Source organism: Idiomarina sp. MD25a (assembly GCF_001870515.1).
Classification (GTDB): Bacteria; Pseudomonadota; Gammaproteobacteria; order Enterobacterales; family Alteromonadaceae; genus Idiomarina.
In genome coordinates this window covers 241,849-267,613 of record NZ_MDGT01000001.1, presented here as the reverse complement: position 1 = coordinate 267,613, position 25,765 = coordinate 241,849, and the positions used below count along the sequence as shown (strand labels likewise).

At 46.3% G+C, this 25,765-nt stretch carries 22 protein-coding genes; 12 read left to right on the top strand and 10 right to left on the bottom strand.

Features of this window, described 5'->3' with window-relative positions; all coding sequences use genetic code 11:
* A partial coding sequence (locus tag BFR57_RS01265; protein WP_367158743.1) for a sulfite exporter TauE/SafE family protein occupies positions 1-747 on the top strand: 747 nt, incomplete at its 5' end.
* Here BFR57_RS01265 and BFR57_RS01260 read toward each other — a convergent pair.
* Complete coding sequence (locus tag BFR57_RS01260) at positions 712-1,746, bottom strand: CNNM domain-containing protein (protein WP_071462262.1); 1,035 nt, start codon at positions 1,744-1,746, stop codon at positions 712-714. The genes BFR57_RS01265 and BFR57_RS01260 overlap by 36 nt on opposite strands.
* A gap of 10 nt (positions 1,747-1,756) precedes the next feature.
* The gene (locus BFR57_RS01255; protein WP_083404982.1) at positions 1,757-2,374 is read right to left on the bottom strand and encodes a VTT domain-containing protein; all 618 of its coding nucleotides are present in this window, start codon (positions 2,372-2,374) and stop codon (positions 1,757-1,759) included.
* 129 nt (positions 2,375-2,503) lie between these two features.
* Between BFR57_RS01255 and hemH the strand changes: the two genes are divergently transcribed.
* From hemH to BFR57_RS01240, 3 genes are read left to right on the top strand one after another with little or no spacing between them, the layout of a single operon-like run.
* Positions 2,504-3,601, top strand: a complete 1,098-nt coding sequence (gene hemH / locus BFR57_RS01250; protein ID WP_071462261.1) for a ferrochelatase — start codon at positions 2,504-2,506, stop codon at positions 3,599-3,601.
* 7 nt (positions 3,602-3,608) lie between these two features.
* On the top strand, positions 3,609-4,112 hold the full coding sequence (locus BFR57_RS01245) for a TIGR02281 family clan AA aspartic protease (RefSeq protein WP_071462260.1): 504 nt from the start codon (positions 3,609-3,611) through the stop codon (positions 4,110-4,112).
* Positions 4,113-4,120: 8 nt separating this feature from the next.
* A complete protein-coding gene (locus BFR57_RS01240; RefSeq protein WP_071462259.1) occupies positions 4,121-4,588 on the top strand; it encodes a hypothetical protein in 468 nt (155 codons plus the stop codon).
* Here BFR57_RS01240 and BFR57_RS01235 read toward each other — a convergent pair.
* On the bottom strand, positions 4,581-7,241 hold the full coding sequence (locus tag BFR57_RS01235) for a bifunctional diguanylate cyclase/phosphodiesterase (RefSeq protein ID WP_071462258.1): 2,661 nt from the start codon (positions 7,239-7,241) through the stop codon (positions 4,581-4,583). The two genes, BFR57_RS01240 and BFR57_RS01235, sit on opposite strands and share 8 nt — an antisense overlap.
* A 200-nt stretch (positions 7,242-7,441) precedes the next feature.
* Here BFR57_RS01235 and BFR57_RS01230 point away from each other — a divergent pair, with 200 nt between their 5' ends.
* Positions 7,442-9,148, top strand: a complete 1,707-nt coding sequence (locus tag BFR57_RS01230; RefSeq protein WP_071462257.1) for a M1 family metallopeptidase — start codon at positions 7,442-7,444, stop codon at positions 9,146-9,148.
* Between the two features lie 62 nt (positions 9,149-9,210).
* Positions 9,211-10,563, top strand: coding sequence for an NADP-specific glutamate dehydrogenase (gdhA, locus tag BFR57_RS01225; protein ID WP_071462256.1), 1,353 nt, complete (start codon positions 9,211-9,213; stop codon positions 10,561-10,563).
* A gap of 47 nt (positions 10,564-10,610) precedes the next feature.
* Here gdhA and BFR57_RS12830 read toward each other — a convergent pair whose 3' ends face one another.
* Positions 10,611-10,781: a hypothetical protein gene (locus BFR57_RS12830; protein ID WP_171903915.1), complete on the bottom strand. Its 171-nt coding sequence runs from the start codon at positions 10,779-10,781 to the stop codon at positions 10,611-10,613.
* A 261-nt stretch (positions 10,782-11,042) separates the two neighbouring features.
* Between BFR57_RS12830 and BFR57_RS01215 the strand changes: the two genes are divergently transcribed.
* Positions 11,043-11,372: a hypothetical protein gene (locus tag BFR57_RS01215; protein WP_071462254.1), complete on the top strand. Its 330-nt coding sequence runs from the start codon at positions 11,043-11,045 to the stop codon at positions 11,370-11,372.
* A 90-nt stretch (positions 11,373-11,462) separates the two neighbouring features.
* On the opposite strand, the gene BFR57_RS01210 is transcribed toward BFR57_RS01215, so the two are convergent.
* The 3 genes from BFR57_RS01210 to BFR57_RS01200 form a co-directional block, all read right to left on the bottom strand.
* Positions 11,463-14,354, bottom strand: a complete 2,892-nt coding sequence (locus tag BFR57_RS01210; protein WP_071462253.1) for an insulinase family protein — start codon at positions 14,352-14,354, stop codon at positions 11,463-11,465.
* Between the two features lie 146 nt (positions 14,355-14,500).
* Positions 14,501-15,853 carry a glutathione-disulfide reductase gene (gene gorA / locus BFR57_RS01205; RefSeq protein ID WP_071462252.1) on the bottom strand — a complete coding sequence of 451 codons (1,353 nt, stop codon included), beginning with the start codon at positions 15,851-15,853 and terminating at the stop codon, positions 14,501-14,503.
* 116 nt (positions 15,854-15,969) lie between these two features.
* Positions 15,970-18,294 (bottom strand): S9 family peptidase, encoded by a 2,325-nt coding sequence (locus BFR57_RS01200; RefSeq protein ID WP_071462251.1) that lies wholly within the window; start codon positions 18,292-18,294, stop codon positions 15,970-15,972.
* Between the two features lie 138 nt (positions 18,295-18,432).
* Between BFR57_RS01200 and prlC the strand changes: the two genes are divergently transcribed.
* Positions 18,433-20,481: an oligopeptidase A gene (gene prlC / locus BFR57_RS01195; protein ID WP_071462250.1), complete on the top strand. Its 2,049-nt coding sequence runs from the start codon at positions 18,433-18,435 to the stop codon at positions 20,479-20,481.
* A gap of 7 nt (positions 20,482-20,488) precedes the next feature.
* Here prlC and BFR57_RS01190 read toward each other — a convergent pair whose 3' ends face one another.
* The gene (locus tag BFR57_RS01190) at positions 20,489-20,701 is read right to left on the bottom strand and encodes a DUF2970 domain-containing protein (RefSeq protein ID WP_071462274.1); all 213 of its coding nucleotides are present in this window, start codon (positions 20,699-20,701) and stop codon (positions 20,489-20,491) included.
* A 25-nt stretch (positions 20,702-20,726) separates the two neighbouring features.
* Complete coding sequence (locus BFR57_RS01185; RefSeq protein ID WP_071462249.1) at positions 20,727-21,059, bottom strand: hypothetical protein; 333 nt, start codon at positions 21,057-21,059, stop codon at positions 20,727-20,729.
* Positions 21,060-21,192: 133 nt separating this feature from the next.
* Between BFR57_RS01185 and rpe the strand changes: the two genes are divergently transcribed.
* From rpe to BFR57_RS01165, 4 genes are all read left to right on the top strand, one after another.
* Entirely contained in the window at positions 21,193-21,867 is a 675-nt protein-coding gene (gene rpe, locus BFR57_RS01180; protein WP_071462248.1) for a ribulose-phosphate 3-epimerase, read from the top strand.
* A gap of 17 nt (positions 21,868-21,884) precedes the next feature.
* On the top strand, positions 21,885-22,895 hold the full coding sequence (trpS, locus tag BFR57_RS01175) for a tryptophan--tRNA ligase (protein ID WP_071462247.1): 1,011 nt from the start codon (positions 21,885-21,887) through the stop codon (positions 22,893-22,895).
* An 11-nt stretch (positions 22,896-22,906) separates the two neighbouring features.
* Positions 22,907-23,491, top strand: a complete 585-nt coding sequence (locus BFR57_RS01170) for an aminodeoxychorismate/anthranilate synthase component II (protein WP_071462246.1) — start codon at positions 22,907-22,909, stop codon at positions 23,489-23,491.
* A gap of 70 nt (positions 23,492-23,561) precedes the next feature.
* On the top strand, positions 23,562-24,740 hold the full coding sequence (locus tag BFR57_RS01165) for an HDOD domain-containing protein (protein ID WP_071462245.1): 1,179 nt from the start codon (positions 23,562-23,564) through the stop codon (positions 24,738-24,740).
* 5 nt (positions 24,741-24,745) lie between these two features.
* On the opposite strand, the gene BFR57_RS01160 is transcribed toward BFR57_RS01165, so the two are convergent.
* A complete protein-coding gene (locus tag BFR57_RS01160) occupies positions 24,746-25,435 on the bottom strand; it encodes a PilZ domain-containing protein (protein ID WP_071462244.1) in 690 nt (229 codons plus the stop codon).
* Positions 25,436-25,765 lie beyond the last annotated feature (330 nt).

Genomic DNA, 25,765 nt, shown 5'->3' with positions numbered 1-25,765 from the left:
GCGTTGTGTGTAGGGGGCAAGTTGGGCGTACAGGATATCTGGTTTAGTTTATTGGTGGGCCTTTCGTTTTTGACATCACTATTGAGTGCTGTCGCAGGTGCGGGGGGTGGCGCTGTACTTATTGCCGTATTAGCTTCGGTATTGCCCGCGCATGCAATCATCCCCGTGCACGGTTTTGTGCAAATGGGATCGAATGTAGGACGTTCAGCGCTGACGTGGCGGCATATTGATTGGCCTACCGTCATTTGGTTTGTGCCCTTTGGACTGGTCGGAACCTTGCTGGGTAGTCTCGTATTGCTGCAATTACCGCAACATTGGTTACAGTTGAGTATTGCTGGGTTCCTGTTGTTTTTAACCTGGGGCCCGCAGTTACCTAAATTAATTTTGGGACGTGTTGGTTTAGCGCTCGGCGCGGCATTATGTGGCTTTATTTCGCTGTTTGTTGGTGCTTCAGGGCCCGTGGTCGCCAGTTTCGTAAAAGCACGCTTTGATCATAGGCATACGGTGGTGGCGACATTTGCCGCTATTATGACAATGCAACATGCGCCGAAAGCTTTTGTCTTCAGCGCACAGGGATTTGTCTTTGAGCAGTGGTGGTTACTTATCATATGTATGATCGCCGCCGGCTTTTTAGGAACCTACATGGGCGTTCGCTGGTTAAAGAAAATGACTAACCATCACTTCGACCAACTCTTCAAGTGGGTGATCACTTTACTCGCTCTGCGTTTGCTTTGGACTGCTTTTTAGACGCTTATCCCAGCGTTGCCGAGCATAACGACGAAGGCTCGCGATATTATCTGTTTCGTCCATTATGGGCGTACCTAAAATGGTCTCGATGATATCTTCTAAAGTAATTAACCCAAGCCAACTTCCATGCTCATCGTACACCAAACACATATGCTGACGTTCTTGTAGTAGGTGCGCCATTAACGCTTCAACACTCACCGTTTCAGTGACAATTTCAACCGGACGTGTGAGTTCAGCAAGGGTTGTTTCCTGATCGGCTTCTAGCGCGTCACTGCGAAACAAGATACCGTGCGGCTCCTCGTCAGCATCGATGACTGGGAAACGAGAAAATGGTAGTTGTTTAGTGTGCTTATAGAATTCGCCAATGGTCATATCTGGGCGCACTGTCTCGCATACTGTGCGCGGCGTCATGACTTGTTTCACGCGAATATCGTGTAGGTCCAGAATGTTCCAGATAACTCGGCGCTCGTCCTCGTCCAGCGCATTTTGCTCGAGTCCCATGGTCGCCATCGCTTTTATTTCTGAGCGTACATCGATATCGGCTTCATTGGCGCCAATACGTTTGGTAATTTGATCGGATAGCCAGATAAAAGGCTTAAGGCTGGTTATTAAGAAGTTCAAAATACCCGGTAATAGAGGCGCGAGCGAACGCCAAAATTTTGCACCGATAGTTTTCGGAATGATTTCTGACAGAATCAAAATCAGTAAAGTCATAACTGCACTCGCGGCACCGAGATAACCATCTCCGAATACAACACCAACTTGGGCGCCTACACCCGCCGCACCGGCCGTATGCGCGATAGTATTGAGGGTCAAGATAGCGGCGAGCGGGCGATCAATTGTCTGTTTCAATTTAGATAGCTGTTTGTGCAGCTTTGGGCGCTGTTCTTTGAGGCCAGCAATGTAGCTTGGTGTAATCGACAGCAACGACGCTTCAAGCATGGAGCACAAAAACGATACACCAATAGCTATAAACGCAAATACAATCAGCAAAAACATGAATGAGTACCTATACGAGTTGAACGCCGATAATAACCATTGCGGCTATAAGTACAACCCCCCAGCCAAGCTTAATAGCGTGTTTTTGCCACCACTTTTGTGCATAAGGACCTAACCAGAGAGCGAGTAACGCCAGTCCGTAATAGCGAATACCGCGTGATAGCGCGGACGCCAGCATGAACATAACAAAGGAGTAGTCAACGGCGCCGGCAGCTAACATAGCTGTTTGAAAGGGGACCGGTGTCACGCCCACTAAAAATACGGCCCAGAAGCCTTGAGCTTCGAGTGTACTTTTAAATTGTTCAAAAGAGTCTTCAATACCAAAATAGTTGATTGCCCAAACGCCTGCGGTATCCATGAATGCTTGACCAACAAAATAGCCAGCGGTCGCTCCCGTTAGACAACCTGCTAGCGCGACAGAAGCAATGAGCCAAATACGCTGGCGCTCAACAAGCATGTATGGCACTAATATGAGTTCTAAAGGAATAGGTATAATGGTGGCTTCTAGCGCTGAGAAGAAAAATAAAAGTACCAGTGCATGAGGCGAGTCAATGAGTTTCTGGAACCACTTGTTCGCTTTTTTATCATCCGGTTCAATTTTCTGCGCTGAAGCAGGCTCGTTACTCACTTTAGGTATCCTTTTTACTCGATTAAGTTAATCGTATCGTTATACTGCATAAATTGGAATTTAGTGGATCGTAAAGTCGAAAAATTTCGTAAACTAAACCCAGAATGAAGTTAATAAGGTGTTTCCTCAATGAATTATCGTGGTAATAGCGCGTTCTCGCATCAACAAGCTGATAAAGTCGGTGTTTTGCTCACTAACTTAGGTACGCCCGATGCGCCTACTAAAGCAGCACTCAAGCCCTATCTAAAGGAATTCCTGTCTGATCCTAGGGTTGTTGAGTTTCCACGTTGGCTTTGGAAAATTATTCTTAACGGTATCATTCTTAATATCAGGCCTAAGCGTTCTGCAGAAGCCTATAAAACCGTGTGGACAGATCGGGGCTCGCCCTTGCTTTATCACACAGAAGACCAAGCTGCTGCGGTGCAACACGCGCTGACGCAGGATTTAGGTGAACATGTGGTAGTGGACTACGCGATGCGTTACGGAAAACCATCGATCCAAGATGCGCTTGATAGAATGATGCGTGCGGGTGTACGAAAACTATTGGTGTTACCGCTCTATCCTCAATATTCCGCATCTACCGTAGGCTCAACCTTCGATGCAATAGCGAATGACTTTACTCAGCGACGTTGGTTACCCGAGTTTCGTTTCATTTCGCATTATCACGACTATGACCCATTTATCAGTGCTTTAGTTAATAAGATAGAGCGCCATTGGGAAGCGCACGGACGTGCCGATAAGCTGATTTTTTCTTATCACGGCGTACCTTTGCGCTATCTAAAAAACGGAGACCCTTATCATTGTGAGTGTTATAAGACCACGCGCCTAGTGGCTGAACGTCTAGGCCTCAGTGAGCAAGAGTATATGACAACTTTTCAATCGCGCTTTGGTCGTGAGGAATGGTTAAAGCCATACACCGATGAGACGTTAAAGGCGTTGCCGAAGCAGTCAGTGAAATCGGTCCAACTGGTATGTCCTGGTTTCTCATCAGACTGTTTGGAAACCATTGAGGAAATTGGTGAAGAGAATCGTGAGTACTTTATCGAGAACGGGGGCGAGCGCTATGAATATATTAGCGCACTCAATGCCGATGAGGAGCATATCTCGGCGCTTGTTAGCTTAATTAAAGATAACCTCGCAGGCTGGACTGTACCCGAGCAGCAGGCCGAAGCGTTAGCGACAAGACAACGTGAAGCTGATAAGGTAGAGCGAAACACGGCGAATTGAGTCAAGCATGAGTAGCACTCAAGGATTTGGTAAAACATTTAGTTTTATAGCGTGGGGACTTGCCCTCGCGCTATTGGTTTGGTTCTTCCAAGACAAGCTCGATCAGCAATTTAATCCCAACCAAGACGTTGTTTCTCAACGACTGGGCGAGCAAACCGTGGTCGAGCTGACGCAAAATCGTATGGGTCACTATGTGGTATCCGGCAAGATAAACCAACAACCTGTCACGTTTCTTTTAGATACCGGCGCAACGTTAGTAGCGATTCCTCAGCAGGTGGCTGACCGGCTCGGTTTGGTTAAAGGGCGCAAGGGTATTTCGGCGACCGCGAACGGACGCATTGTGACCTATCGGACTCACCTAAATACCTTAACGCTGGGTGGAATTACACTGAATAACGTTGATGCATCAATTATCCCAGGTTTGGAGGATGATGTGATCTTGCTGGGCATGAGCGCGTTAAAACAAATGGAGCTGGTGCAAAAGGGTGACACCCTAACGATCAAATATTGAGAGGTTTTATGAAAAAGATAATCGCAACGGGTACGTTTTTCCTGGTATCTGCTGTTATATCGTCATCAGTGATTGCTCAGCAGTCATATCGTGATTGTGCTGTCATTAAAGACGACCAAGAGCGGCTGATGTGCTATGACCGTTTGCACGAAAAAGACAAACAGCCCGTGCCAACGGTGAAGATGAAAGAGAAAGCGGAACGCGAGCGTCAAAATAATTCAGAGTTTGGTTTAGAACATAAGAAGTTGAAAAAAGACGAACGCATGACCGTGCAGATCACTGAGCGAGATGAAGACGCTTATGGTAAGTGGATACTTACTTTCGATAATGGCCAGGTCTGGAAACAAGAGGGCTCTGATAGCTACTTTCCGTGGCAAGACGGTGCAACCTACTATGTCGAGCGTGGTATGTTTAATGCGTTCTATCTAACTCGAGAAGGCGTCAATAAACGATTGAAAATAGCGCGTATTAAGTAGTCGGCTGTTCGACAATTTCAATGAGTTGCTCGAGCGGCATCGGGCGGTAGTAGTAGAACCCTTGTGCCGCTTGGCAATGTCGCTTGATAAAATATGAGGCCTCCTCGGCACTCTCAATACCCTCAACAGTAATTGATTTATTCATCCCTAAAGCCATCGATATGACTGCTTCTGTAACCGGGTGCGACGCGCTATCGGTCAGTACTCGGCGGGTAAAGCTACGATCGATTTTGATAATATCGGCCGGTAAGTCGTTCAAATATGAAAGTGATGAATAGCCTGTACCAAAGTCATCGATGGCAATTTTACAGCCCAGTGTCCTAAGCTCAGCCAGTTGTTTGAACGCGGATTTCGCATCATCGACAATCATCGTCTCCGTTAACTCAAACTGCAGTCGACCAAATGGCACTTTGTACTTTTGTGCAAGCTCAGTCACTTGGCTTATTAGGTGTCCACTTTGTAATTGTTTAGGTGATAAGTTAATCGATAAGACAAAGTTAGGGTGCGTTATATATTGAGCAATGTCGCTGATCGCTTTTTCCAGTATCAGCGCAGAAAGCGGCATGATTTGACCCGTATGTTCGGCTAATGGAATAAATACGTCCGGCGGTACCCAGTTACCTTCGTTATCTCGCCAGCGAGCAAGTGCCTCGACACCGATAATTTTCTCAGTTTTTAAGTCAACAAATGGCTGATAATGGACTTCGAGCTGGCGCTTTTCGATGGCCACTTGCAGTTGGTTTCTTAAGGTCAAATCCGATTGATATTTGAGGCCCATTGCTTGAGTAAAGAATGCAAAAGCGTTACCACCCAGCTCTTTAGCTTTAGTCATGGCCACATCTGCATTTTGAATAAAGGCTTCGGCTGATGAGACTTGTAATTCGCGTGATGCGATACCAATACTGGCGGTGAGATAAAGGTCAATGTAGTCAATTTCGAACTTCTTCTGTAATGCTGTGAGTAAATGTTCTGCTACTTGACTCGATGCTTCTTTACTTGATTGTGGAAGAAACAAAATAAACTCGTCACTGCTAAAGCGCGACAGTTGAGCTGATGATGGACTTGCCTCGAGTAAACGCGTAGCAACGTGTTTTAACAACTCATTACCGGTATGCAAACCGAGGCTATCGTTAATCGGCTTGAAGCCATCCAAGTCGATAAAGAGTATATGAGCGTCATCGGGGTGTTCTAATAACCACTGGTTGATGTGTCTCTCTAGCACATCGCGACGCATAAGTTGGGTGACTGAATCAAAGTTAGCCATTTGAATCAGTTGGCCTTGTTGCTCCGTTAATTTACGATTACTCTCAATCGATTCGAGCAGTAAAAATGCGAGCAAAATACCGGCGATTAAAATGGTCTGGTTGACGCGCGCCGCCTGCCAGAATACCGCCGGGTCAGCAATAACCGCATGGAGCTTGATCGGTTGACCGAGTACCGTTGAAGACGCTGACACCTTATAGGCATGCATTGAATTAAGGTCACTCAAGCTAATTACATCGAAAGAGTCACTGCTTATTGGTAGCAAGTACTCCTCTGATAACTCGACATAACTGTTAAAAATATCGAGATAGGGTATGCGATCGATACGCATCAAATCTTTGATATCTAAAACTACGATTAGCTGATCAGATACGATACTCGGATTTGTAATTGGATAACTTAAAATGAGTCTTGGCGACCCTTGTTTAAGTGAGTAGGCTGAGATCACACGACTTTCCGTATGCACGTTCTCGGCACGCCATTTTTTTATCGACGGTTGATTAATTATATCGTCGTCAATTTGAGATATAGTGATCGGGCTGAATAATAGATTTTGTTCCTCATCATAGACCCCCATCCACTGGATAAGTGAGAAATCTCGTGTGTAATCCTCGGTATCAATATTGATAATTTGTTCGACTGAGGAGGCTGGCAACTCGCTCCAACGGCGATATAAGCGAGTAAGGGCACTGAACTGAGATTGTAAGCGCTGCCCTATCACATCGGCTGATTGCGTCAGGTTGACCTCGCCACGACTACGTATCTCGTTTATGTCGGCATTTGATTGAGCAAACCAGATGCTTATCGAGGCACTCAGCGCAAAAACGAGGCAAGTAATTGATAATTTTGAGCGTTGAGGCGGTGTTTGGTTAAAACAGTAAAATAGCATCCCTAAACCCGTGATAAGGCCCACTATGGTCGCTGCCGAAAATGCGATTGGGTTTTGTATTTGAGGATAGGTCGGTAGACCTAGCCAGATGATGCCAAAGCTCACTAATGAAATGAGTATAAAAATGCTACCAACTGTCTTCCAGACGATACGGTGCGTCTGCGTCGCGCCAGTTGCGATGTAGACCGCTGCAAGCAAGAAGCAGCATGACGGTAAGAATAGGGGGAGCTGCAGATCGTTGGCGTTGAGCGCATACAGTCCTGTAGCGATTAAGCCCATACCGGCGAGTCGTGTCAGCCAATATCGATGCGCTTGTTGACCATAAAGTGCGGCACCGATAAACAGAGCCGCAGCGCTGAGTGAAAGGCTTGCTGAGTTAATTCGTGCTGAAGGTTCTAAGAAGAGATAGTTGAAGAAGCCGAACAAGCCGAAAAGTAAGCACGAGAACGCCGCCGTTTGCACGACAGAGGTTGACGCATGTTTGAGTAGTGCGTTTAGCAAAGCGAGTCTCTCTTATCGATGAGCTTCTTTTACTTCTTAGTGTAAAACAGCAAGTTAACAGATTATCACGCGGAGAACAGAAATTTTTGATGTTAGTGCTGTTTTTTTCTGCCAGTACCGCATTTTGAGCGATTAATGAACTATTCGTTAACCACCATACAGGCTAGTGTATAAATATTAAAACAATAAGAGGGTTGATTATGGTTGCTAAACACTTGAAAGCGGCGCTTTCACTAGGCTTGGTCAGTATCGTTTCACTGGCAGGTTGCTCATCAAACGTGCAGGAGCCGCAAACACTCGCACAGACATTAGAGACAGGTGGCGAACTTAAGGCGTTGCAGCGCCACGTTGAATTGAAACGGGCTGATTTGTTCTTCGATATTCACCCAAGCTCCAAATCCGTCACAGGAGAAACCACGTTGACGTTGCAACTCAGTGAACCTCAACAAAGCCTGCTGCTTGATCTAGATAATAACTACGAGATTACCGCGCTGGCTGTTGCAGGCAACCAGGTCACTAATTTTGAGCACAGCCAAGGCCAAGTAAGCATACCGTTACCCTCGAGTGTCATCGCTGGTCAGTCGTTTAATGTCACTATTAGTTATAATGGCCAACCGCATGTTGCAGAGCGTGCACCGTGGGATGGCGGTTACGTTTGGTCTAAAACAGACTCCGGTGAACCCTGGATTGCGACAGCGGTACAAGGCGAGGGATGTGATCTGATTTGGCCTTGTCTCGATCACCCAACGTTTGAGCCGCAACAAACTGATATTCGCATTCGTGTGCCAAAAGGGCTCGTCGCGGCAAGCAATGGTCGACTTATCGATACCACTGAGGGTGATGATTGGAGTGAGTATCATTGGCGTAGCGAACAGTCACAAAATAACTATGGTATCGCGCTAAATGTCGGTCCTTACGATAAACTCGAAATGACTTACCAGAGTCGATATGGGCATGAGTATCCGCTCGTTTTTTATTATCTGCGGGGACATGAGCAGGAAGCGAAGAAGCTTTTTGCCGAGTTTCCCAAACAGCTCGAGTTTTATGAGCGAGTGATAGGTCCTTACCCCTTTTACGCAGAAAAAATGGGCGTTGTGCAAACGCCGCATTTGGGAATGGAACATCAAACGATTAATGCTTATGGACAAGATTATAAGCCCGGTAAGTACGATTTCGACTGGCTGCTACAACACGAGTTAGCCCACGAGTGGTTTGGCAATCAGGTGACCAACACTGATTGGGACCATATGTGGCTACACGAGGGATTTGGAACTTATATGCAGCCTCTTTATGGACAGTATCTGCATGGAGATGCGCTTTACCATGGCATGATGTATGACCAGCGTATTGGCATCCGCAATGAGCATCCTATCGTCTCCAATCAGCCGATGTCGGAAGATGATGTTTATAAACCCGACCGTGGACCCGGTAGCGATATTTATCAGAAGGGGGCTTGGGTACTTCACACGTTACGCAATCTGATTGGTGATAAAGCATTTTTTGCCGCGACGCGAAAACTGGTATACGGAACAACGAACCCCGAGCCTGGCAATTTCAAACCGCATTTTGCAGATACGCAATATTTTATCGATGCGGTAAACGATGAGGTTGGTGAGGACATGACCTGGTTCTTCGAGCATTATTTGTATCAAGCCGCGTTGCCTGAGTTGGTGTCTGAGCGGGATGGTGGAAAGCTTACGCTATACTTTAAATCAGCGGCTGAAGCACCTTTTCATTTGCCTGTTGAGGTGCTGGTCGGTGATAAGTTAGAACGCGTTGAGGTCAGTAAAACGCCAACGACTATCGACCTCCAGTCAGCCGATGTGCACGTGGTTTTAGATCCGAATGCCAAGATACTACGACAACAAGACTATGTGGACGAATATTCGGCGTTTGAAGCGCAGTAAGCGATCCAAAAAACCATGGATGGTTTATTTATTATGTATCTTAAACAAACGAGAAGGAACGCATGAGCTACGTAAAAGAAACAATTGATATGTTGAAACGTACTTCACCGGCTCAAAATGAGTTTTATCAAGCGGTGGAAGAGGTACTTGAGTCTATTGAGCCGTTGTTAGAAGAGCACCCAAAATATCGTCAGCAGGCGATCATTGAGCGGCTAGTAGAACCCGAACGACAGATCATGTTTCGTGTACCGTGGCAGGATGACAGTGGTCAAGTTCACGTGAATAAGGGCTACCGAATTGAATTCAATTCAGCCTTAGGCCCTTATAAAGGTGGGTTAAGATTTCATCCCTCAGTCAATGCCGGCATCATCAAGTTTCTTGGTTTCGAGCAGATATTTAAAAACGCCCTGACAGGACTCCCTATTGGTGGTGGTAAGGGTGGCTCTAACTTTGATCCAAAAGGTAAGTCGGATGCGGAGATCATGCGTTTTTGCCAATCGTTTATGACGGAGTTACAGCGTCACATAGGTCCTCATACCGACGTCCCTGCGGGGGATATTGGTGTGGGTACCCGTGAAATCGGTTATATGTTTGGTCAGTACAAACGTTTAAAGAACCGTTACGAGGGCGTGTTAACGGGGAAAAGTTTGCGCTGGGGTGGTTCGCACGCGCGCAAACAAGCCACCGGGTATGGTGCGGTTTACTTTGCTCAGTGTCTTTTAAGCGACTTGGGCGAAAAGCTCAGTGATAAGCGTTGCCTGGTGTCTGGTTCAGGCAATGTCGCCATATATGCGATGGAGAAGCTTTATGAGCTCGGTGCGAAACCAGTCACGTGTAGCGACTCAAACGGTATGATTTATCATAAATCAGGCATTGATTTAGACCTAGTTAAACTGATTAAAGAAGAAAACCATGAACGCCTGAAAACATATTTAGACACCCACGACGACGCCGAATATGTCGCTCGCGAAGACTACCCTGAAGACGGACATAGTGTATGGCGTTATGAGGGTGATATCGCATTTCCATGTGCAACACAGAATGAGCTAACCGAGCAAGATGCGCAGGCGCTAGCAGAAAATGGGTGTTTAGCGGTGGTTGAGGGTGCCAATATGCCTTCGACGCAGGGCGCTGTTGATTTCTTTATCGAGCAAAAAATCGGTTATGGGCCGGGCAAAGCGGCGAACGCAGGTGGTGTGGCAACCAGTCAGCTAGAAATGGCGCAAAATGCGAGTATGCAGCAGTGGTCGTTTGATGAAGTGGATCGTAAGTTACAAGAGATTATGAAAACCATTTATTCTGACTGTAAGCGTACCGCTGAACAATTTGGCTCGCCTAATAACCTCGTTTTGGGGGCCAATATTGCGGGCTTCAAAAAAGTCGCTGACGCCATGATAGAGCAGGGCGTTGTGTAAGCAGCCATTGATTTAAATAAAAAGGGGAGTGCATGCACTCCCTTTTTTTATTCCTGTTGATCGTCGACGCTGTCAGACTCTTTCTGTTCGACAAACGGATCGATAGGTCGACGTCGCTCCCAAAAGCCTGTCTCATTATCTAAGTCTGCTCCGGTACAGGCGGGTTGAGGTCCAATATCAGGATGTGAATCCCACTGTGAGTGGTTGCTGTTAGCCATGTTAACTTCCTCTAGATTAGGGCAATCACTTATTAGACGAAAAAATAACCAGTTTGGATGCTGTGTTCGAAAAATTTCATCAAAGCCAGCTTCATCTGAGCGATTTGATCCAATCATTTACAAATAGACATTCTTTTGAAACCCAAATACATAGATAACTCGCTATAGTTAGCTCATAACAAAAATAATTCTACGATGATGCAACCTTTGCTTACGCGAGTACGACTCATTAAGTAAGCCTCAAGATTAGGAGTCAAGATTATGAAACGTTTAATTTCGATAGTCGCTGGCTTAGTCGTATCAGCGAACGTAATGGCAAGTGCAGAAATGAATATAGAACAGGCACCTGCGTCATCAAGTGTCATGCAGCATTACACAGTGACACCTGGACAAACCGGTTACCATGACACCATTCGCGGTAGCGTACGTCTGACTCAGCAGCGTATGATGTATGATCTGATGCTTAGTAACCAAGCGATGTTGGCGAATGATGCTCAAACCGTCGTATCTCAAGTTCGTGAGCAGTTTCGGACGAGCAGCGTTGCGGCAACCGGATTTCCGAGTGCACTAAAGCTCCGCGCTGACAAATAGTTGTACCTTGTTCCCAACCACTGTCGAGTTGATTCGGCAGTTATAAAAAAGGCGCCTAGCGGCGCCTTTTACTTTTCTTCATATCATCGCCTATTGCTTAGGCATTTCTTGATGGAACTCTGCTAAGTCTTCAATCACTTGCTGATTTGGAAGGTCAGCAAAGCTAGCATCTTGGAACTTCTCACCGCGTAGTTGTACAGAGATCCGGGCACTATCTTCGTTTAATACCGTATCCTTGTAGAACTGTTTCGCGTCTTCCAGAGTCACTTGCTCAACCGCATTAATCAGCTGTTGCTTGGTATCAAAGTCATAACGATGTAAATACCAATCGCTCAACACCGGCTGTAACTCTTCAGACAGGTTCTTCGGCGGTTCGTTAAGCGTGACTAAGGTGCTTGATTTCAACTGTTCAAACGTCTCAGGCTTTAAGTTCTGCAATGTTTCCCAGTACTCCTTTTTGAAGGATTCAAAACGCGCCTGCATATCGGCAACATTTTTCACCGGAGTCTGAATATAAAGCCCAAAGCCGGTGTAGCGGTCCAGTTGCGGTGCAAAGGTGCCTACCGCATAAGCAAGTTGCTCTTCGGTGCGTAAGGTATCAAACGCCTCGGTACGGAAGTGGCCTTGCAATACGGTCGCAGCCGCCTGTGTAGCAAAGCTCGGTGCACCGTTAATATGTGCATCGACAATACCCACGTCAGCAACAGACAAATCCTTACGTAATACCAAAGATGTGTCAGACTGAGGCTTCCAGAAGCGCGCGGTGCGGAACTCAGTAATACGTCTGTCGGCTGGCAATACGTCCTTAATCTCATTGACAGCTAGCTGTAAATCAGCCTTGTCGTAGTTACCAAACGCAAACATTTTAATTGAGTTATTCGCTAGTAGCTCATCCATGTAACTTGCTAAATCAGCCGGTTTTACGTTCTGCGCTGCTTGTATAAGGCTGTCATCGGCAAACTGACCTTCGCGAATAATTTGTCCGTACGCATCAAAGGATTGATATAACGGGAATTGTTGTCCTTTGTTTTTGATACCGCGAACTAAACGATCAACAGCTTGTGCAAATGCTTGCGGTTCGATATCAAACGTGAGCTCCTCTAGTGCACGTTGCATGAGTTCTGGCTGTTTGTCGGTAAAGCCCGAAATATTAAAGGTAAGACCTCGATTGTCGTTTAGGTTTAAGCTCATACCCGCAATACTCGCCTCAGTCGATAAGGCACTGACACGCAAGTTGTACAGGTCTTGCCATAAAGCAAGCAGTACTGATTTCTTAACGTCAGTAATCGGATCGGGGTTGTTGATTATGGTGGTTAGCACGCCCCGTGGTTGGTCGGCAAATACTTGGCTTGGGTACTGCCATACCTCAATACCGGGCTCTTCGATAACGACTTTCGGCTGGTCAAAGTCAGCATTTTTCTTCAAGTCGAAGTTTTCAGGAAGCAACGTATTAACTTTAGGTAAGTTAATTGCGAGCTGTGGCTCAGTTGACCACGTCGCGATCTCAGAAGCTGCGATATCTTCTACTTGATATTTACCATCGTAAAAACTTAGTTCTTTATCATGTGGTTCATCTTTAGAAATGTACCAAACGCGCAGGTGTTCAGGCGTTAACTGATTAAGTACGTTATTAATCGCTTCGGCATCAAACTCTTTGTATTCGTAAGGTGCGCTTATCACGTACTGAGCAGGATAATTCTGCATCGCGGAAGCAAGCGAAGCAACGTAACCAAACTCGTCACCTTTTTCTAAAAAGCGGAAGCTGTTAGCCAGACTGGTTTGAATTTCCTTAAAGTATTTTTTATCAACGCCTTGTTCTTTAATCATGTTGATATATTGCATGACTAAGGCAGTGATATCTTCACGATGCTTCATACCCGCATCAGTTAGATTTATATCGACGGTTAACGCGCCGTAATTACCGTACTCGGTCGGTGACGCCGATGCATTTAAGCTAGAAATTAATCCCATTGCCTTGAGGCGTTCAGTCGGTGTGCCTGGCATTTCTGAGCCCAATAAATAGGTCACAAAGCGATTGGGTTTGACCGCAAACTGGTCTTGGTTGTCGTCGATAATAAACTCAAGGCGCAATTGCTTAACATCTTCATTGGGTACGTAATGAATACGCTTTTTACCCGCTTTCGCGAAGTCGACTTTATCAGTTGTTTCTGGTGGCTCGATGTCATCATTTTCAATGCTGGCGAAATGCTTTTTCGCTAATGATTCCATTTTGTCCAGCGATTCGTTGCTAATCATTGCAACTTTCATGATGTTCGCTGAGTAATAGCGGTTATAAAAGTTCACAAGTTCTTCGTGTAGCTTGCTGTTCTCTTTATCACCGAGTGAATCGTTATTACCAATTAAAAAGCGGTTTGCCGGGTGTTCACCTAAAAGCATGCGAGCGAGCTTAAACTGACCAAAAAAGTCCATCTCACGGCGCATCGACCACTCAGCGTTGACGGCATTTTTTTCTTTGTCGGCGTACTCTGCGTATAGCTTGGGTGATTTGAAGAAATCTGAGAAGCGGTCAAGTGCTTCATCGTAGGCACTATTGTTCACTTTGAACATGTAGTTCGTGATATCAAGCCAAGTTGATGCGTTTTGGCTACCACCGTTATTACTCATGAACTCGCTGTAACCATTGGTGTCGGGATACTTATCGGTTCCAAGAAACAACATGTGCTCAAGATAATGTGCCATACCTTGCTGGGTCATGGGATCTTTGAGCAAGCCCACACCAACACTCAAAGCAGCTGCCGATTTCTCCGTGTTTGGATCGGAAATGAGCATGACTTCGAGTTGATTGGGCAGTGTAACGACTCTATATTGGCGTTCGTCGTTCGGACTCTTTACGACTTGTTCAGCGAGTGCTTGTTGTGACTGCGCTGCTACTTGCGCATTATTAGATTGAGTTTCTGAACTGCTGCAACCAGCCAAAATAAGGGCTGAAGTGAGTGCAGACAGCATAAATAGGTTCTTCATAAGCGTCATATTCCTGTTAAGGGTGTACTTTATAATAAACAGAAATACGTCGTTTCTTGCAGTAAAGAAATGCAACGGCACAAAGCAATTTGTAACAGAATTTGACAGCCGCTTGTCTTTGCAGACTAAGCGACTGTGAGTAGTGGCTAGCGCATCGTCACGAATTCTTCCGCGCTGGTCGGATGCAGCGCCACGGTTGAGTCAAGATCGGCTTTAGTTGCGCCCATCTTCATCGCAGTCGCGAAGCCTTGTAGGATTTCATCCATACCTTCACCAATGCCGTGAATACCGACGACGCGCTCTTCTTTTCCGTAGCACACAATTTTGAAGTAGCTGAGTGCGCGGTGTGGTGTGACGGCGTTGTACATCGCAGCAAAAGAAGAGGTATACACTTTGATATTGCTCTTACCGTATTTCACGATGGCATCTTCTTCGCTTAAGCCTACAGTACCAATGGTTGGATGGCTGAAAACCACGGTCGGGATATTGTCATAATCCATATGAGCATTTGGCATATCATTAAACAAACGTTCAGCCAGCTGGCGACCCGCTTTAATGGCGACGGGTGTAAGTGCAGTAGCACCGGTATTGTCGCCTACAGCATAGATGCCTTGTACACTGGTGTTTTGGAACTTGTCGACCTTAATAAAGCCCTGCGCGTCAAGCTCAACACCGGTCGCTTCAAGGTTTATCTTGTCGGTTGCTGGGACACGACCAATTGCCCACACGAGGCAGTCGACATCCTTCATGGTTTCACCGTTTTCAAAGTGCAAGGTGAGCGTACCGTTTTGCTCTTTAACTACCTCTTTAACCACGGTTTCTGTATGCAAGGTAGGCCCGTCTTGCTCCATACGCTCTAAAAGACCATCGGTGATGTAACGGTCGAACGAACGTAGTGGACGATCGCGACGTACGAGTAAGTGCGTGTCGGTGCCTAACGCGTGAAAAACGCCGGCAATCTCAACGGCAATATAGCCTGCACCTACCACCGCGGCCTTTTTAGGTTGCTCTGTTAAGGCAAAAAAACCGTCTGAATCGATACCGTGTTCGGCACCCGGTACGTCAGGTATCATCGGTCGACCGCCAGTAGCGATGGTAATGTGGTCAGCGGTAATTTTTTCACCGTTAACTTCGACGGTGCGATGGTCGACGAATTTGGCAAAACCTTCGATAAATTCAACGCCATTACCTTGGAAGCCACGATGGTAGCCGCCGTGAATACGTTGAATGTAAGCTTCACGGTTTTTTACCATGGTGCCCCAATCAAAACCTTTCTGATCAAGGTCGAAGCCATAGGCGGAAGAATACTTGACTGCTTCGGCTATATGAGCGCCATACCACATGACTTTTTTCGGTACACAACCGACGTTAACGCAGGTGCCACCCACCGCATTGGCTTCTATAACAGCGGCTTTTGCGCCGCGAATGGCTGCGCGGTTGGCTGAGGCGATACCGCCACTGCCCGCACCGATAGCTAAATAGTCATAATGTCTGCTCATGAAAATCGACTCCTCAAATCAAAGATGCGCATATGATGAGTAAAAACCCCGTATCATGCAATGAAGATACGGGGCTTTTAAGTGGTTAATACCGATTAACTTAATCGGAAGATCAGTTAGCGAGCGCCTGCAGGCAGGTTCTCCTTCAGGAACTCAGTCATCATAGTTCGAAGATGGAGCGTGGTGCCTTCGCCTTCATAAAGGCCGTGTGAACGATTGGGATAAGCGAAGAATTCAAACTGCTTATTGTATTTAATCAATTCGTTGACTAAGCGTTCACTGCCTTGGAAGTGGACGTTATCGTCGCCCGTACCATGAATCAGTAATAAATCACCCTCGAGATTTTTGGCGTGGGTGATGGCTGAAGTTTCTTTATAACGCTCAGCCGATTCTGGCAACAGACCTGAGTAACGCTCTTGGTAAATGGTGTCATATAACGTTAAGTCTGGTACCGGGGCGAGCGCCATACCCATGTCATAGGCTTCAGGATAACGGAAAAGAGCGTTCAGTGTTTGTGAACCGCCGCCGCTGTGACCCCAAATACCTACACGATCGGTATCGATGTAGTCCCAACGTTTTGCCATTTCTTGCAACGCGTCGTACTGATCGCGAACAGTCACAACACCTAGGTTCTTGTAGATCGAACGACGCCAGTCAAAGCCACGCGGTGACTTCGTTCCGCGGTTATCAATTGAAGCTACGATATAGCCTTGTTGGGTTAGCATTGTGTTCCAAAGGTATAACCAGCCACCCCAACGATTAGCGACTGTTTGCCCCCATGGCTCGCCATAGACATAGAATAAAATAGGGTACTCTTTATTCGGATCAAAGTCGGTTGGGCGCATGATGTAACCATCAAGCTCCAGTCCATCACGTGCAGTGACGCGGAAGAACTCGAGCGGCTTGTGGTTAAGTGCATCAACGGCTTGTTGCGCTTTATCATTAGCGACAACCGTACGAATCACGTTGTGATCGGGTAGGCTGACCATGTCAGTCACAGGCACATGGTTGACGTCGCTGTAGGTGTGCTCTGCATATTTTGCATCCTGTGAAACACTATAACTGTGCGTGCCAGGTTGGGCAGGCGTTAATCGCTCTAATACACCACTTCCATCCAGTTTGGCACGGAATAAATAGCGCTCGAGTGGGGTTTCAGGTGATGCAATAAAGTAAACCCAGCCGTCGTTTTCGTTAATACGCAATACTTCAACCACGTCCCAGTTACCGCGAGTAATGGTGGTCATTTTGCCGGTATCACGTTCCACACGGTAGATGTGACGATAACCCGAGCGTTCGCTCAGCCAAGTGAATGACTTGCCATTATCGAGGAACTTCACGTCATCAACGTATTCAGCCCAAGAGTCTGTTGTTTCACTTAATAACTTTTGGCTACGTCCATCGTCAATGTCGCTCAAGTAAACACGATTGACGTCTTGTTTACGCGTGAGTTGTTGAATTAACAGTTGGCTTGAATTACCCGCCCAATTCATGCGCACGAGGTAGTGCATGCGTGGGTCGCCAGGCAGCTGCATCCAAGTGGTGTCGCCACCGTCAGCCGGCATCACGCCAATACGCATGGCGGCATTCGTTTCACCCACTTTAGGATAAGGGAACTGCTTTAACGTCGGATAAAGCGAGTCGGTGTTATTGATCATCGTAAAGGTCGGTGTGCCTTCGGTGTCCAACTGCCAATATGCTATATGCTGACCATCAGGACTCCAGCGGAAACCATCACGCAGGAAGAATTCTTCTTCGTTAACCCAGTCAAAGGTACCGTTAACGATGGTGTCGCTACCATCATTAGTTAACGCTTGAATGGTAAAAGAACCTAAATCTTGTACGTAAATGTTGTTCTGCATTACGTAAGCGACTTTAGTACCTTGTGGATTAAACTTCGCAAACTGAAGCGTCGACTCAGGCGCATCACCGCCTAATTGACGCAATTCACCAGTTGTACGATTCAACACCCAATAGTCGCCTAATGTATGCGTACGCCAACTGCGCTTGGTATTAGTAAAAATTAATACTTTATTGCCGTCGTTAGACCATTGGTAATCTGCAATATCAAGCGCATGATCCCAGCCTTCTGGCGTGAGTGCTTGCGCCGATACCATAATATCGCGCGCATTGGTTTCGGGATGGTACCGGACAATGTCGCGGCCTTTAACTTGTTCTGACGACTCCAAGGTTGTGTAACCTGAACCATCTTCCAACCAACGTGTAGGTGCAGGACGCTTTACACGAAATTTATCACTGGCAAAAATTTCTTGTAAAGAGAGCTGTCCTTCAGTGCTTTGAGCCGTTTGAGTTGTGTTTTCAGAGCTCGAACCCGTTGTTAATGTCGAGCAACCCGATAGTGTCAATAATGTTGCGAAACTAGCAAGCGTAAGTCCGCGAGCTAAGGGCTTTAACGCTCCTAGCCGAGAATAAGTGCGATTCATACGTGTTTTCCACCTTGTTTTTTTAGACCTCAAAAGCATACCTCAAGCAGGTAAGAAAATCAGTGTTTATGGTTGAAGATTGGACAAACCGCCCAATATAAGAGGTAAATCAAAAACTTTTTTAAGGGATACGTCGTGATGTCAAACCCGCTAATTGAAGTGGCCGATAGCCATAACGCTTTACCAAAGTTCTCAGCAATAAAGCCTAAACATGTTGAACCTGCGGTCGAACAGGTCATTAATGACGCTAAACGAGCTATTGATGAGGTATTGGCGGCTAATCAATATACATGGAAAGATTTAGTAGAACCTCTGCAAAAAGCCGATGAGCGTATTCAAAAGGTATGGGCACCGGTATCACACTTAAACTCAGTAATGAGTGAGCCAGAGCTACGGGCAGCGCATGATGCGTGTTTAGCCAAGTTATCCGAGTACGCAACCTATGTGGGGCAACATCAAGGGTTGTTTGCGGCCTATCAAGCGCTCTCGGAAAGCCAAGAGTTTGCATCGCTCTCTATTGCTCAACAAAAGCTTATCAATGACACGTTGCGTGACTTTAAACTGTCGGGGGTCGACTTACCTGACAGCAAGAAAAAGCGCTATGCTGAAATTACCAGTCGGCTGTCGGAACTCTCATCTACGTTCAGCAACAACCTATTAGACGCGACGCATGCCTGGCACTATCAAGTAACCGACGAAGCGCAGTTAAAAGGTCTACCTGACAGCGCGATTGAGGCAGCAAAAGAGGCGGCGCAGGACGCAGAAAAAGAAGGCTGGCTGTTTACTCTCGATATTCCGAGTTATCTGCCAGTCATGTTATATGCCGATGATACAGATTTTCGTAAAGCGATGTACCAAGCGTTCGTGACCCGTGCCTCGGATGTCGGTCCAAACGCAGGCGAGTACGATAATTCCGAAGTCATGAATGAAACCTTGGCGCTGCGTCACGAGCTGGCCAACTTACTTGGGTTTGATGATTATGCGCAGATGTCGTTAGCGACCAAAATGGCGGAGTCACCGAGTCAAGTATTGTCATTTTTGAATGACTTAGCTGAACGTTCTATAGAGCAGGCGAAAGCCGATTATCAAGCTATTGAGGACTTTGCTAAAGCGCAGTCAGTGGAGTCACTTGATGCTTGGGATGTACCCTATTACAGCGAGCAGTTGAAGCAATCTGAATATGCTGTATCCGATGAACAACTGAAACCCTACTTTCCTGAGCACAAGGTGGTAGCTGGCTTGTTTAGCGTGGTGAATCGTCTGTTTGGTATTCGCATTAGTGAACGAACCGACGTAGAGACTTATCATCCAACGGTTCGTTTTTACGAAATTAAGGATGCTGAGGACGAGGTCCGCGGTTACTTTTATATGGATTTATATGCGCGTGCGGGTAAGCGAGGTGGTGCATGGATGGCAGATTTTGTCGGCCGCAGCCGTACCAGCGACGGCTTACTTCAGCACCCAGTGGCATTTTTGACCTGCAACTTTAGTAAGCCGGTCGGCGACAAACCTGCATTATTTACCCACGATGAGGTACTAACGCTATTCCATGAATTTGGTCATGGGTTGCACCATATGTTGACGCAAGTCGATACTGCCGGGGTCTCGGGGATTGACGGCGTAGAATGGGATGCTGTCGAGTTACCCAGTCAGTTCTTGGAAAATTGGTGTTGGGAACCTGAAGCATTGGCAGATATTTCCGGGCACTATGAAACAGGCGAACCACTGCCGCAGACATTGTTAGACAATATGTTGGCAGCACGTAATTTTCAGTCGGCGATGCAAATGGTTAGGCAGCTCGAATTCTCTTTGTTTGATATGAAATTACATAGTGAATTTGATGCTGACAAAGGAGCAGACATTGCGGGTGTACTAAACCAAGTTCGTGAACAGGTAGCTGTGCGCATGCCTCCTGAATACAATCGTTTCCAGCATAGTTTTGGGCATATTTTTGCGGGTGGTTATGCCGCGGGTTATTACAGTTATAAATGGGCAGAAGTACTTTCGGCTGATGCATTTGCTAAATTCGAAGAAGAAGGCATTTTCAATCAAACTACCGGTCGCGCGTTTTTGCATGCGATTCTCGAGCGAGGCGGAAGTCAACCGGCTGCCGAATTGTTCAAAGAGTTTCGCGAGCGTGAACCTGAGATAAACGCATTGCTGCGTCACAGTGGCATCGCAAGCTAAGCTAGCACTAAGCGTGGGTGGCTAACACCCACTTGACTATTAGCATTATTACAACAACCATCACGGCCGCCAGAATAATACCGACAACAATAAAGGGGATAGGACTCTTTTTGTTAAAGTCGCGCTGGCGGTTTTTATCAGTTTGAACACCAAAAAATGCAGCAATGACACTCAACAGTGTTTGCAAGATAGAGGATTGGCTCACCAATAACGGGCTCATTAATAGAACAGGCATCGTCTATCGATTAGAGCGATGTTTGACCGTTATAACCTGAGCTTTGCTGCGAGGTACGTTCATCTGAAGAACTAAACAGCAACTCGATCAAATCGAAGAAATGGAACTGAGTTGAACGGCTTTCGCCCTTAAACCAATTCGTCCATGTGACTTGAGTACTTGGCGCTTGGCATTGATCGCTCGACTGCTTTAACTCGGAAGCATCAAGTAACACTTCACATCGTTGCGTTGAATTTGCGGCTTGCTTGCTGACAAAAGCAGGACCTTGGCTCAGTGCGAGTGCAGCTGATGCCGTGAGTATCACGCCGGCAGCAGCGGCTGCATATTTAGCGGATGTTTTCATGGTCTTTACCTTTATCATTAACAATTCTGATTAATTTATCAGCGAATTGCTAAAAATGCTAGTCGAGATTACGAATTTTTTTGTCGTCTTTTCGGTGCTATAATGCGCGCACTTTTTGAAACGGAGACGACCCATGCAGCCGTTGATTGCACCCTCTATTCTATCCGCCGATTTCGCTCGTCTTGGCGAGGAAGTGAATAATGTTTTAGCTGCCGGCGCAGATGTTATTCATTTTGATGTGATGGATAACCATTACGTACCGAATTTGACGATTGGCCCGATGGTTTGTAAGGCACTACGCGACTACGGTGTCACAGCGCCGATCGACGTGCACTTGATGGTAAAGCCAGTGGATCGCATCGTTCCCGATTTTGCAGCAGCTGGGGCGTCGATTATTTCGTTTCATCCCGAAGCGTCTGAGCATGTCGATCGCACTATTCAAGCAATTAAGGAGCATGGTTGCCAGGCTGGGCTGGTATTCAATCCCGCAACACCTTTGCACTATCTTGATTATGTGATGGATAAAGTGGATCTCATTTTATTAATGTCGGTGAATCCTGGCTTTGGTGGGCAGAAGTTCATTCCGAGTACCTTAGATAAGTTACGTCAAGTGCGCGAACGCATCGACGCCAGTGGTCGTGATATTCGTCTTGAGGTGGATGGTGGTGTGAATTGCGACAACATTGGTGAAATTGCTAAAGCGGGAGCTGATATGTTTGTGGCCGGCTCCGCTATTTTTAATGCCGATGACTATGCTGAGGTCATTCGCACCATGAAGCAAAATATCAAAGCGAATCAAATTACTTAGTTAGGAAGCGAATAAAGATGTCTAAACCTATCGTATTAAGCGGCTGTCAGCCTTCAGGTCAATTATCAATTGGTAATTATATTGGCGCATTGCGTCAGTGGGTCAATATGCAAGCGACTCACGACTGTAAGTTTATGCTGGTTGATTTGCACGCTATCACTGTGCGGCAAGAGCCTGAAAAACTGCAAGAGGCGACCCTCGATGGTTTGGCATTGTATTTAGCCTGTGGCCTTGACCCTGAACAAAGCACCGTGTTCATTCAATCGCACGTTCCTGAGCACGCACAATTGGCGTGGATCTTGAATTGCTACACGCAAATGGGTGAACTGAATCGTATGACGCAGTTTAAAGATAAGTCTCAACGTCATGCCAATAACATCAACGCGGGTCTTTTCACATATCCGGCATTGATGGCTGCTGATATCTTGCTTTATCAAGCCAATGAAGTGCCCGTTGGCGATGACCAAAAGCAGCATTTAGAGCTGGCGCGTAATGTCGCGGAACGTTTCAATAATTTGTACGGCGATGTTTTCAAAATTCCAGAACCCATGATCCCTAAAGTCGGCGCGCGTGTTATGTCATTGCAGGATCCGACGAAAAAAATGTCGAAGTCAGATGATAACCCTAATAATTACGTGGGGCTGTTGGAAGAGCCGAAGAAAATCCTCAAAAAGATTAAAAAGGCGGTCACTGATTCGGATGAACAAGCACGTATTTACTTCGATCAGCAAGAAAAGCCGGGCGTGTCGAATTTGCTGAGTATTATGTCGGCCGCCACAGGGCGCAGTATCGATGAGCTTGTTCCTGAGTACGAAGATAAAATGTATGGTCACCTTAAAAAAGATGTCGCTGAATCGGTGGTAGCGATGTTAGAGCCTATTCAACAGCGTTACCACGAGATGCGTAATGATCGTGAGTTCTTGAACCAGGTGATGAAAAAAGGTGCCGATAAAGCACGTGAAGCCGCCCACCAAACGTTAGCTGATGTATATAAAGCCGTTGGCTTTGTTCAGTACCCAGGTCAGTGAGGTGATAGCGCGTGATCGCGTTAATCGATAACTATGACTCGTTTACCCATAACTTAGCGCGCTATTTTGAAGAGCTTGGAGAAGCTGTTTGGGTGGTGCGTAACGATGCTATCTCAATAACAGATCTTCTAGCACGTCAGCCGCGCGCTTTAGTTATATCGCCGGGACCGTGTAGCCCCAACGAGTCGGGCGTGTCACTGGCTGCGATTGAGGCGTGTGCGGAGCACATGCCGATATTGGGGGTGTGCCTTGGGCATCAAGCGATTGCGCAAGTTTGGGGAGCTCAGGTAGTGAGAGCACCGCGAGTCATGCACGGCAAAGTGTCTAAAGTCTGTCATGACGGAAAGGGACTTTATCACGGGCTCTCCTCGCCTATTGAGGTAACGCGCTACCATTCACTGATTGTCGCTCAAGAAACCCTTCCAGAGTCGTTCGTTGTTGATGCTTGGGTAGACTCGGATGAATTTGGTACCGAAGTTATGGGTATGCGCCACAAAGAGCTTCCCATTTTCGGCGTCCAGTTTCACCCTGAATCCGTGCTAACCCAATCCGGACACGCCCTGATAGGCAACTTTTTAACTACCCTTAATCCGTAACATGATATATTTACTAATTACTAAGTGTCTGTTCAAATTACGCATCTTATAAACAAGGGTATACCGCTAAATGTTTGATTTTTTTGCTGTATCGACCGAAGGTGGAAGCAAAGACCCCGCATTTCGTCTTGAGAAGCGCTTTATCAATTATCTAATTAGCTTTCCGTTTGCGCGCAAAAGCAGAGATAAAGCCGACGGCGTTGACAACGAAGTTCAAGAACAAAAGCGTCGGTTACTTCAGGTCGAGCAAATTAATTATGATGAACGTGAACGCCTTGCTAGAGCGCGTCAACGCTATCAAGATCGTATTTCTGACGAACTCCATGAAAACATTTATCGACGTATCCTAGAACAATTGGATGATCGCGATTTCGTGCGTGAAAAGCTCATCCCTTTGCCGGATAGGTTACCTGATCTCCTCGATATCCTGAGTACCAAGGCCGCCTCTATGCGGCGTATCGAGGATACTGTACAAGGCATGGATTGGTTCCATAACGGTGTATTGAAAACCGTTAATCAACCGCCATTCATTGATCAGCGTCGTAAGGGTAACAAAGTTAAACTCGAAAACTTGCGTACGGCGATGAGTTTCATGGGGAGCGAAAACCTTCGCTTACTCACTCCAGCTTATATCATGCAACATTGGCTCCCGCCCTCGACTCAGCCGTTTACCTTGTTTCGAAGAAAAGTCTGGGAACATTGCTTAGGTACCGCCATTATTGCTCAAGCCATTGCGGAGACTCGAAAATTAAAAGATCCCGTGCTTGCGTATACGCTTGGTATGTTTCATGAACTCGGCAAAGTTGCCTTAACAAAGCTGTACTTACGCGTTTTTGATGATGTTCAGCGTGAAATGGCGATGGAATCGATTAACGATAGCAGCCCTGACCGCCATAGTGCATTGGTGAATATTACCCCCGATGAGCGCTTCTTACGAAACTTAATGCTAGAGCAGGATAAACGTGTGAGCTATATCGTATCGGAGGGGTGGGGTTTACAGCGAGTGCCGATTAGTCAGCATTTGCAGAATTTTCACCAAGCGAGCAGTAAAGCGGAGTTTGATTCTGAGTATGCAAAAATATTGGCGCAAGCCAATGCATTTTGTGAGTTCCGTATGTTGAGAGAAGTCGAGTTGGCGACGGTTGAGGAAGGCTCTCATTTACTCAAACGTTACGATGTTGATGCGGGCCTCGTTGCTGAGCTAAACACATTGAATTTAAAACGCCCTAAGTTCAACGTACCCGAGTAATAGCGCTAAATAGCTAAATCAAGATCGATCATTAGGTACCGTTTTAATTGCTGTTTTACGAATGCTTCGTCGTCGGTGAATGCAACACCGACGGCTAATTCTTGTCCCGTTTTACGTTGGTTTTTCACATCACCCCGCAAAATAGGTTCGCTATTACCCTGTGAATAGTGCAAGTGCAAATTGATGGCTTGTTCTTTAAGTGCGGTTTGATTATCACTGACATTAAATAACAGGCGACAACCCGACATCGATACGTCGACCATCACACCATTAGCTGCTAGCTGGTCATGATGTTGTGATGATAATGTGATGGGCACACGGGTTGGGAAGCGCTGTGTAGCGCGCAAGTTGCGGTTTTCTATGTTCTCTGGATAGGCCAAAAACATGAGCCGTACGGGGTAATTAATGATCGCCAAGATATTTGATTTAAAAGCAATGATCTCGCCTTTATCGCCCTCTACTACTGTGCGAACAATAATTGGACAGCCGTCGTACATGACATCTGCGTAACTGCCGTGGGTTTTGGGGTTCGGTGAGCGAACGATAAGGTAGCGACCATGTTCACAGCCGACCAATGGCAACTTTATCCGCGGACGCGATGCTGACTCAAATTCAATCTCGAATGTGTGTCCAACCGTTAAATGGCGTAATTGGAACCGCGAGCTTGTTTCTAATGTAAGTTCTTGTTCACTCATGGCTTCGTAGTAGTTGTTTATTTTTATTGTTAAGAACACTTTTAAGAGTGATTACTAAAAATGTCAAATGTTATAAAAAAAAGTTACATTAGAGCGGGTGTAAAAAAATTTGTGCGTAATCATTCTACTTTATGCCCGATGCATGGATAGTTATTCGGATTCTTTGCAAAACTACTGCATATAAAGCCTTTCACTCGACTAACTCAGTATTTACGCAGACAAATTGCTCAATTTTTGGCATAATATAGCCTTTAAAATCCTTCGTGATTGTTAAGTTAACTAATTCGCTGTAAGCGATAAGGAAGTGAGCAATGACAGATAATTCAGCAA

Excerpts from the sequence above, each read along its gene's own strand:
- BFR57_RS01260 (WP_071462262.1), bottom strand. The coding sequence starts at position 1,746 with ATGTTTTTGCTGATTGTATTTGCGTTTATAGCTATTGGTGTATCGTTT.
- hemH (WP_071462261.1), top strand. The coding sequence starts at position 2,504 with ATGAATTATCGTGGTAATAGCGCGTTCTCGCATCAACAAGCTGATAAA.
- BFR57_RS01245 (WP_071462260.1), top strand. The coding sequence starts at position 3,609 with ATGAGTAGCACTCAAGGATTTGGTAAAACATTTAGTTTTATAGCGTGG.
- BFR57_RS01240 (WP_071462259.1), top strand. The coding sequence starts at position 4,121 with ATGAAAAAGATAATCGCAACGGGTACGTTTTTCCTGGTATCTGCTGTT.
- BFR57_RS01230 (WP_071462257.1), top strand. The coding sequence starts at position 7,442 with ATGGTTGCTAAACACTTGAAAGCGGCGCTTTCACTAGGCTTGGTCAGT.
- gdhA (WP_071462256.1), top strand. The coding sequence starts at position 9,211 with ATGAGCTACGTAAAAGAAACAATTGATATGTTGAAACGTACTTCACCG.
- BFR57_RS12830 (WP_171903915.1), bottom strand. The coding sequence starts at position 10,781 with ATGGCTAACAGCAACCACTCACAGTGGGATTCACATCCTGATATTGGA.
- BFR57_RS01215 (WP_071462254.1), top strand. The coding sequence starts at position 11,043 with ATGAAACGTTTAATTTCGATAGTCGCTGGCTTAGTCGTATCAGCGAAC.
- BFR57_RS01210 (WP_071462253.1), bottom strand. The coding sequence starts at position 14,354 with ATGAAGAACCTATTTATGCTGTCTGCACTCACTTCAGCCCTTATTTTG.
- gorA (WP_071462252.1), bottom strand. The coding sequence starts at position 15,853 with ATGAGCAGACATTATGACTATTTAGCTATCGGTGCGGGCAGTGGCGGT.
- BFR57_RS01200 (WP_071462251.1), bottom strand. The coding sequence starts at position 18,294 with ATGAATCGCACTTATTCTCGGCTAGGAGCGTTAAAGCCCTTAGCTCGC.
- prlC (WP_071462250.1), top strand. The coding sequence starts at position 18,433 with ATGTCAAACCCGCTAATTGAAGTGGCCGATAGCCATAACGCTTTACCA.
- BFR57_RS01190 (WP_071462274.1), bottom strand. The coding sequence starts at position 20,701 with ATGAGCCCGTTATTGGTGAGCCAATCCTCTATCTTGCAAACACTGTTG.
- BFR57_RS01185 (WP_071462249.1), bottom strand. The coding sequence starts at position 21,059 with ATGAAAACATCCGCTAAATATGCAGCCGCTGCTGCCGGCGTGATACTC.
- rpe (WP_071462248.1), top strand. The coding sequence starts at position 21,193 with ATGCAGCCGTTGATTGCACCCTCTATTCTATCCGCCGATTTCGCTCGT.
- trpS (WP_071462247.1), top strand. The coding sequence starts at position 21,885 with ATGTCTAAACCTATCGTATTAAGCGGCTGTCAGCCTTCAGGTCAATTA.
- BFR57_RS01165 (WP_071462245.1), top strand. The coding sequence starts at position 23,562 with ATGTTTGATTTTTTTGCTGTATCGACCGAAGGTGGAAGCAAAGACCCC.
- BFR57_RS01160 (WP_071462244.1), bottom strand. The coding sequence starts at position 25,435 with ATGAGTGAACAAGAACTTACATTAGAAACAAGCTCGCGGTTCCAATTA.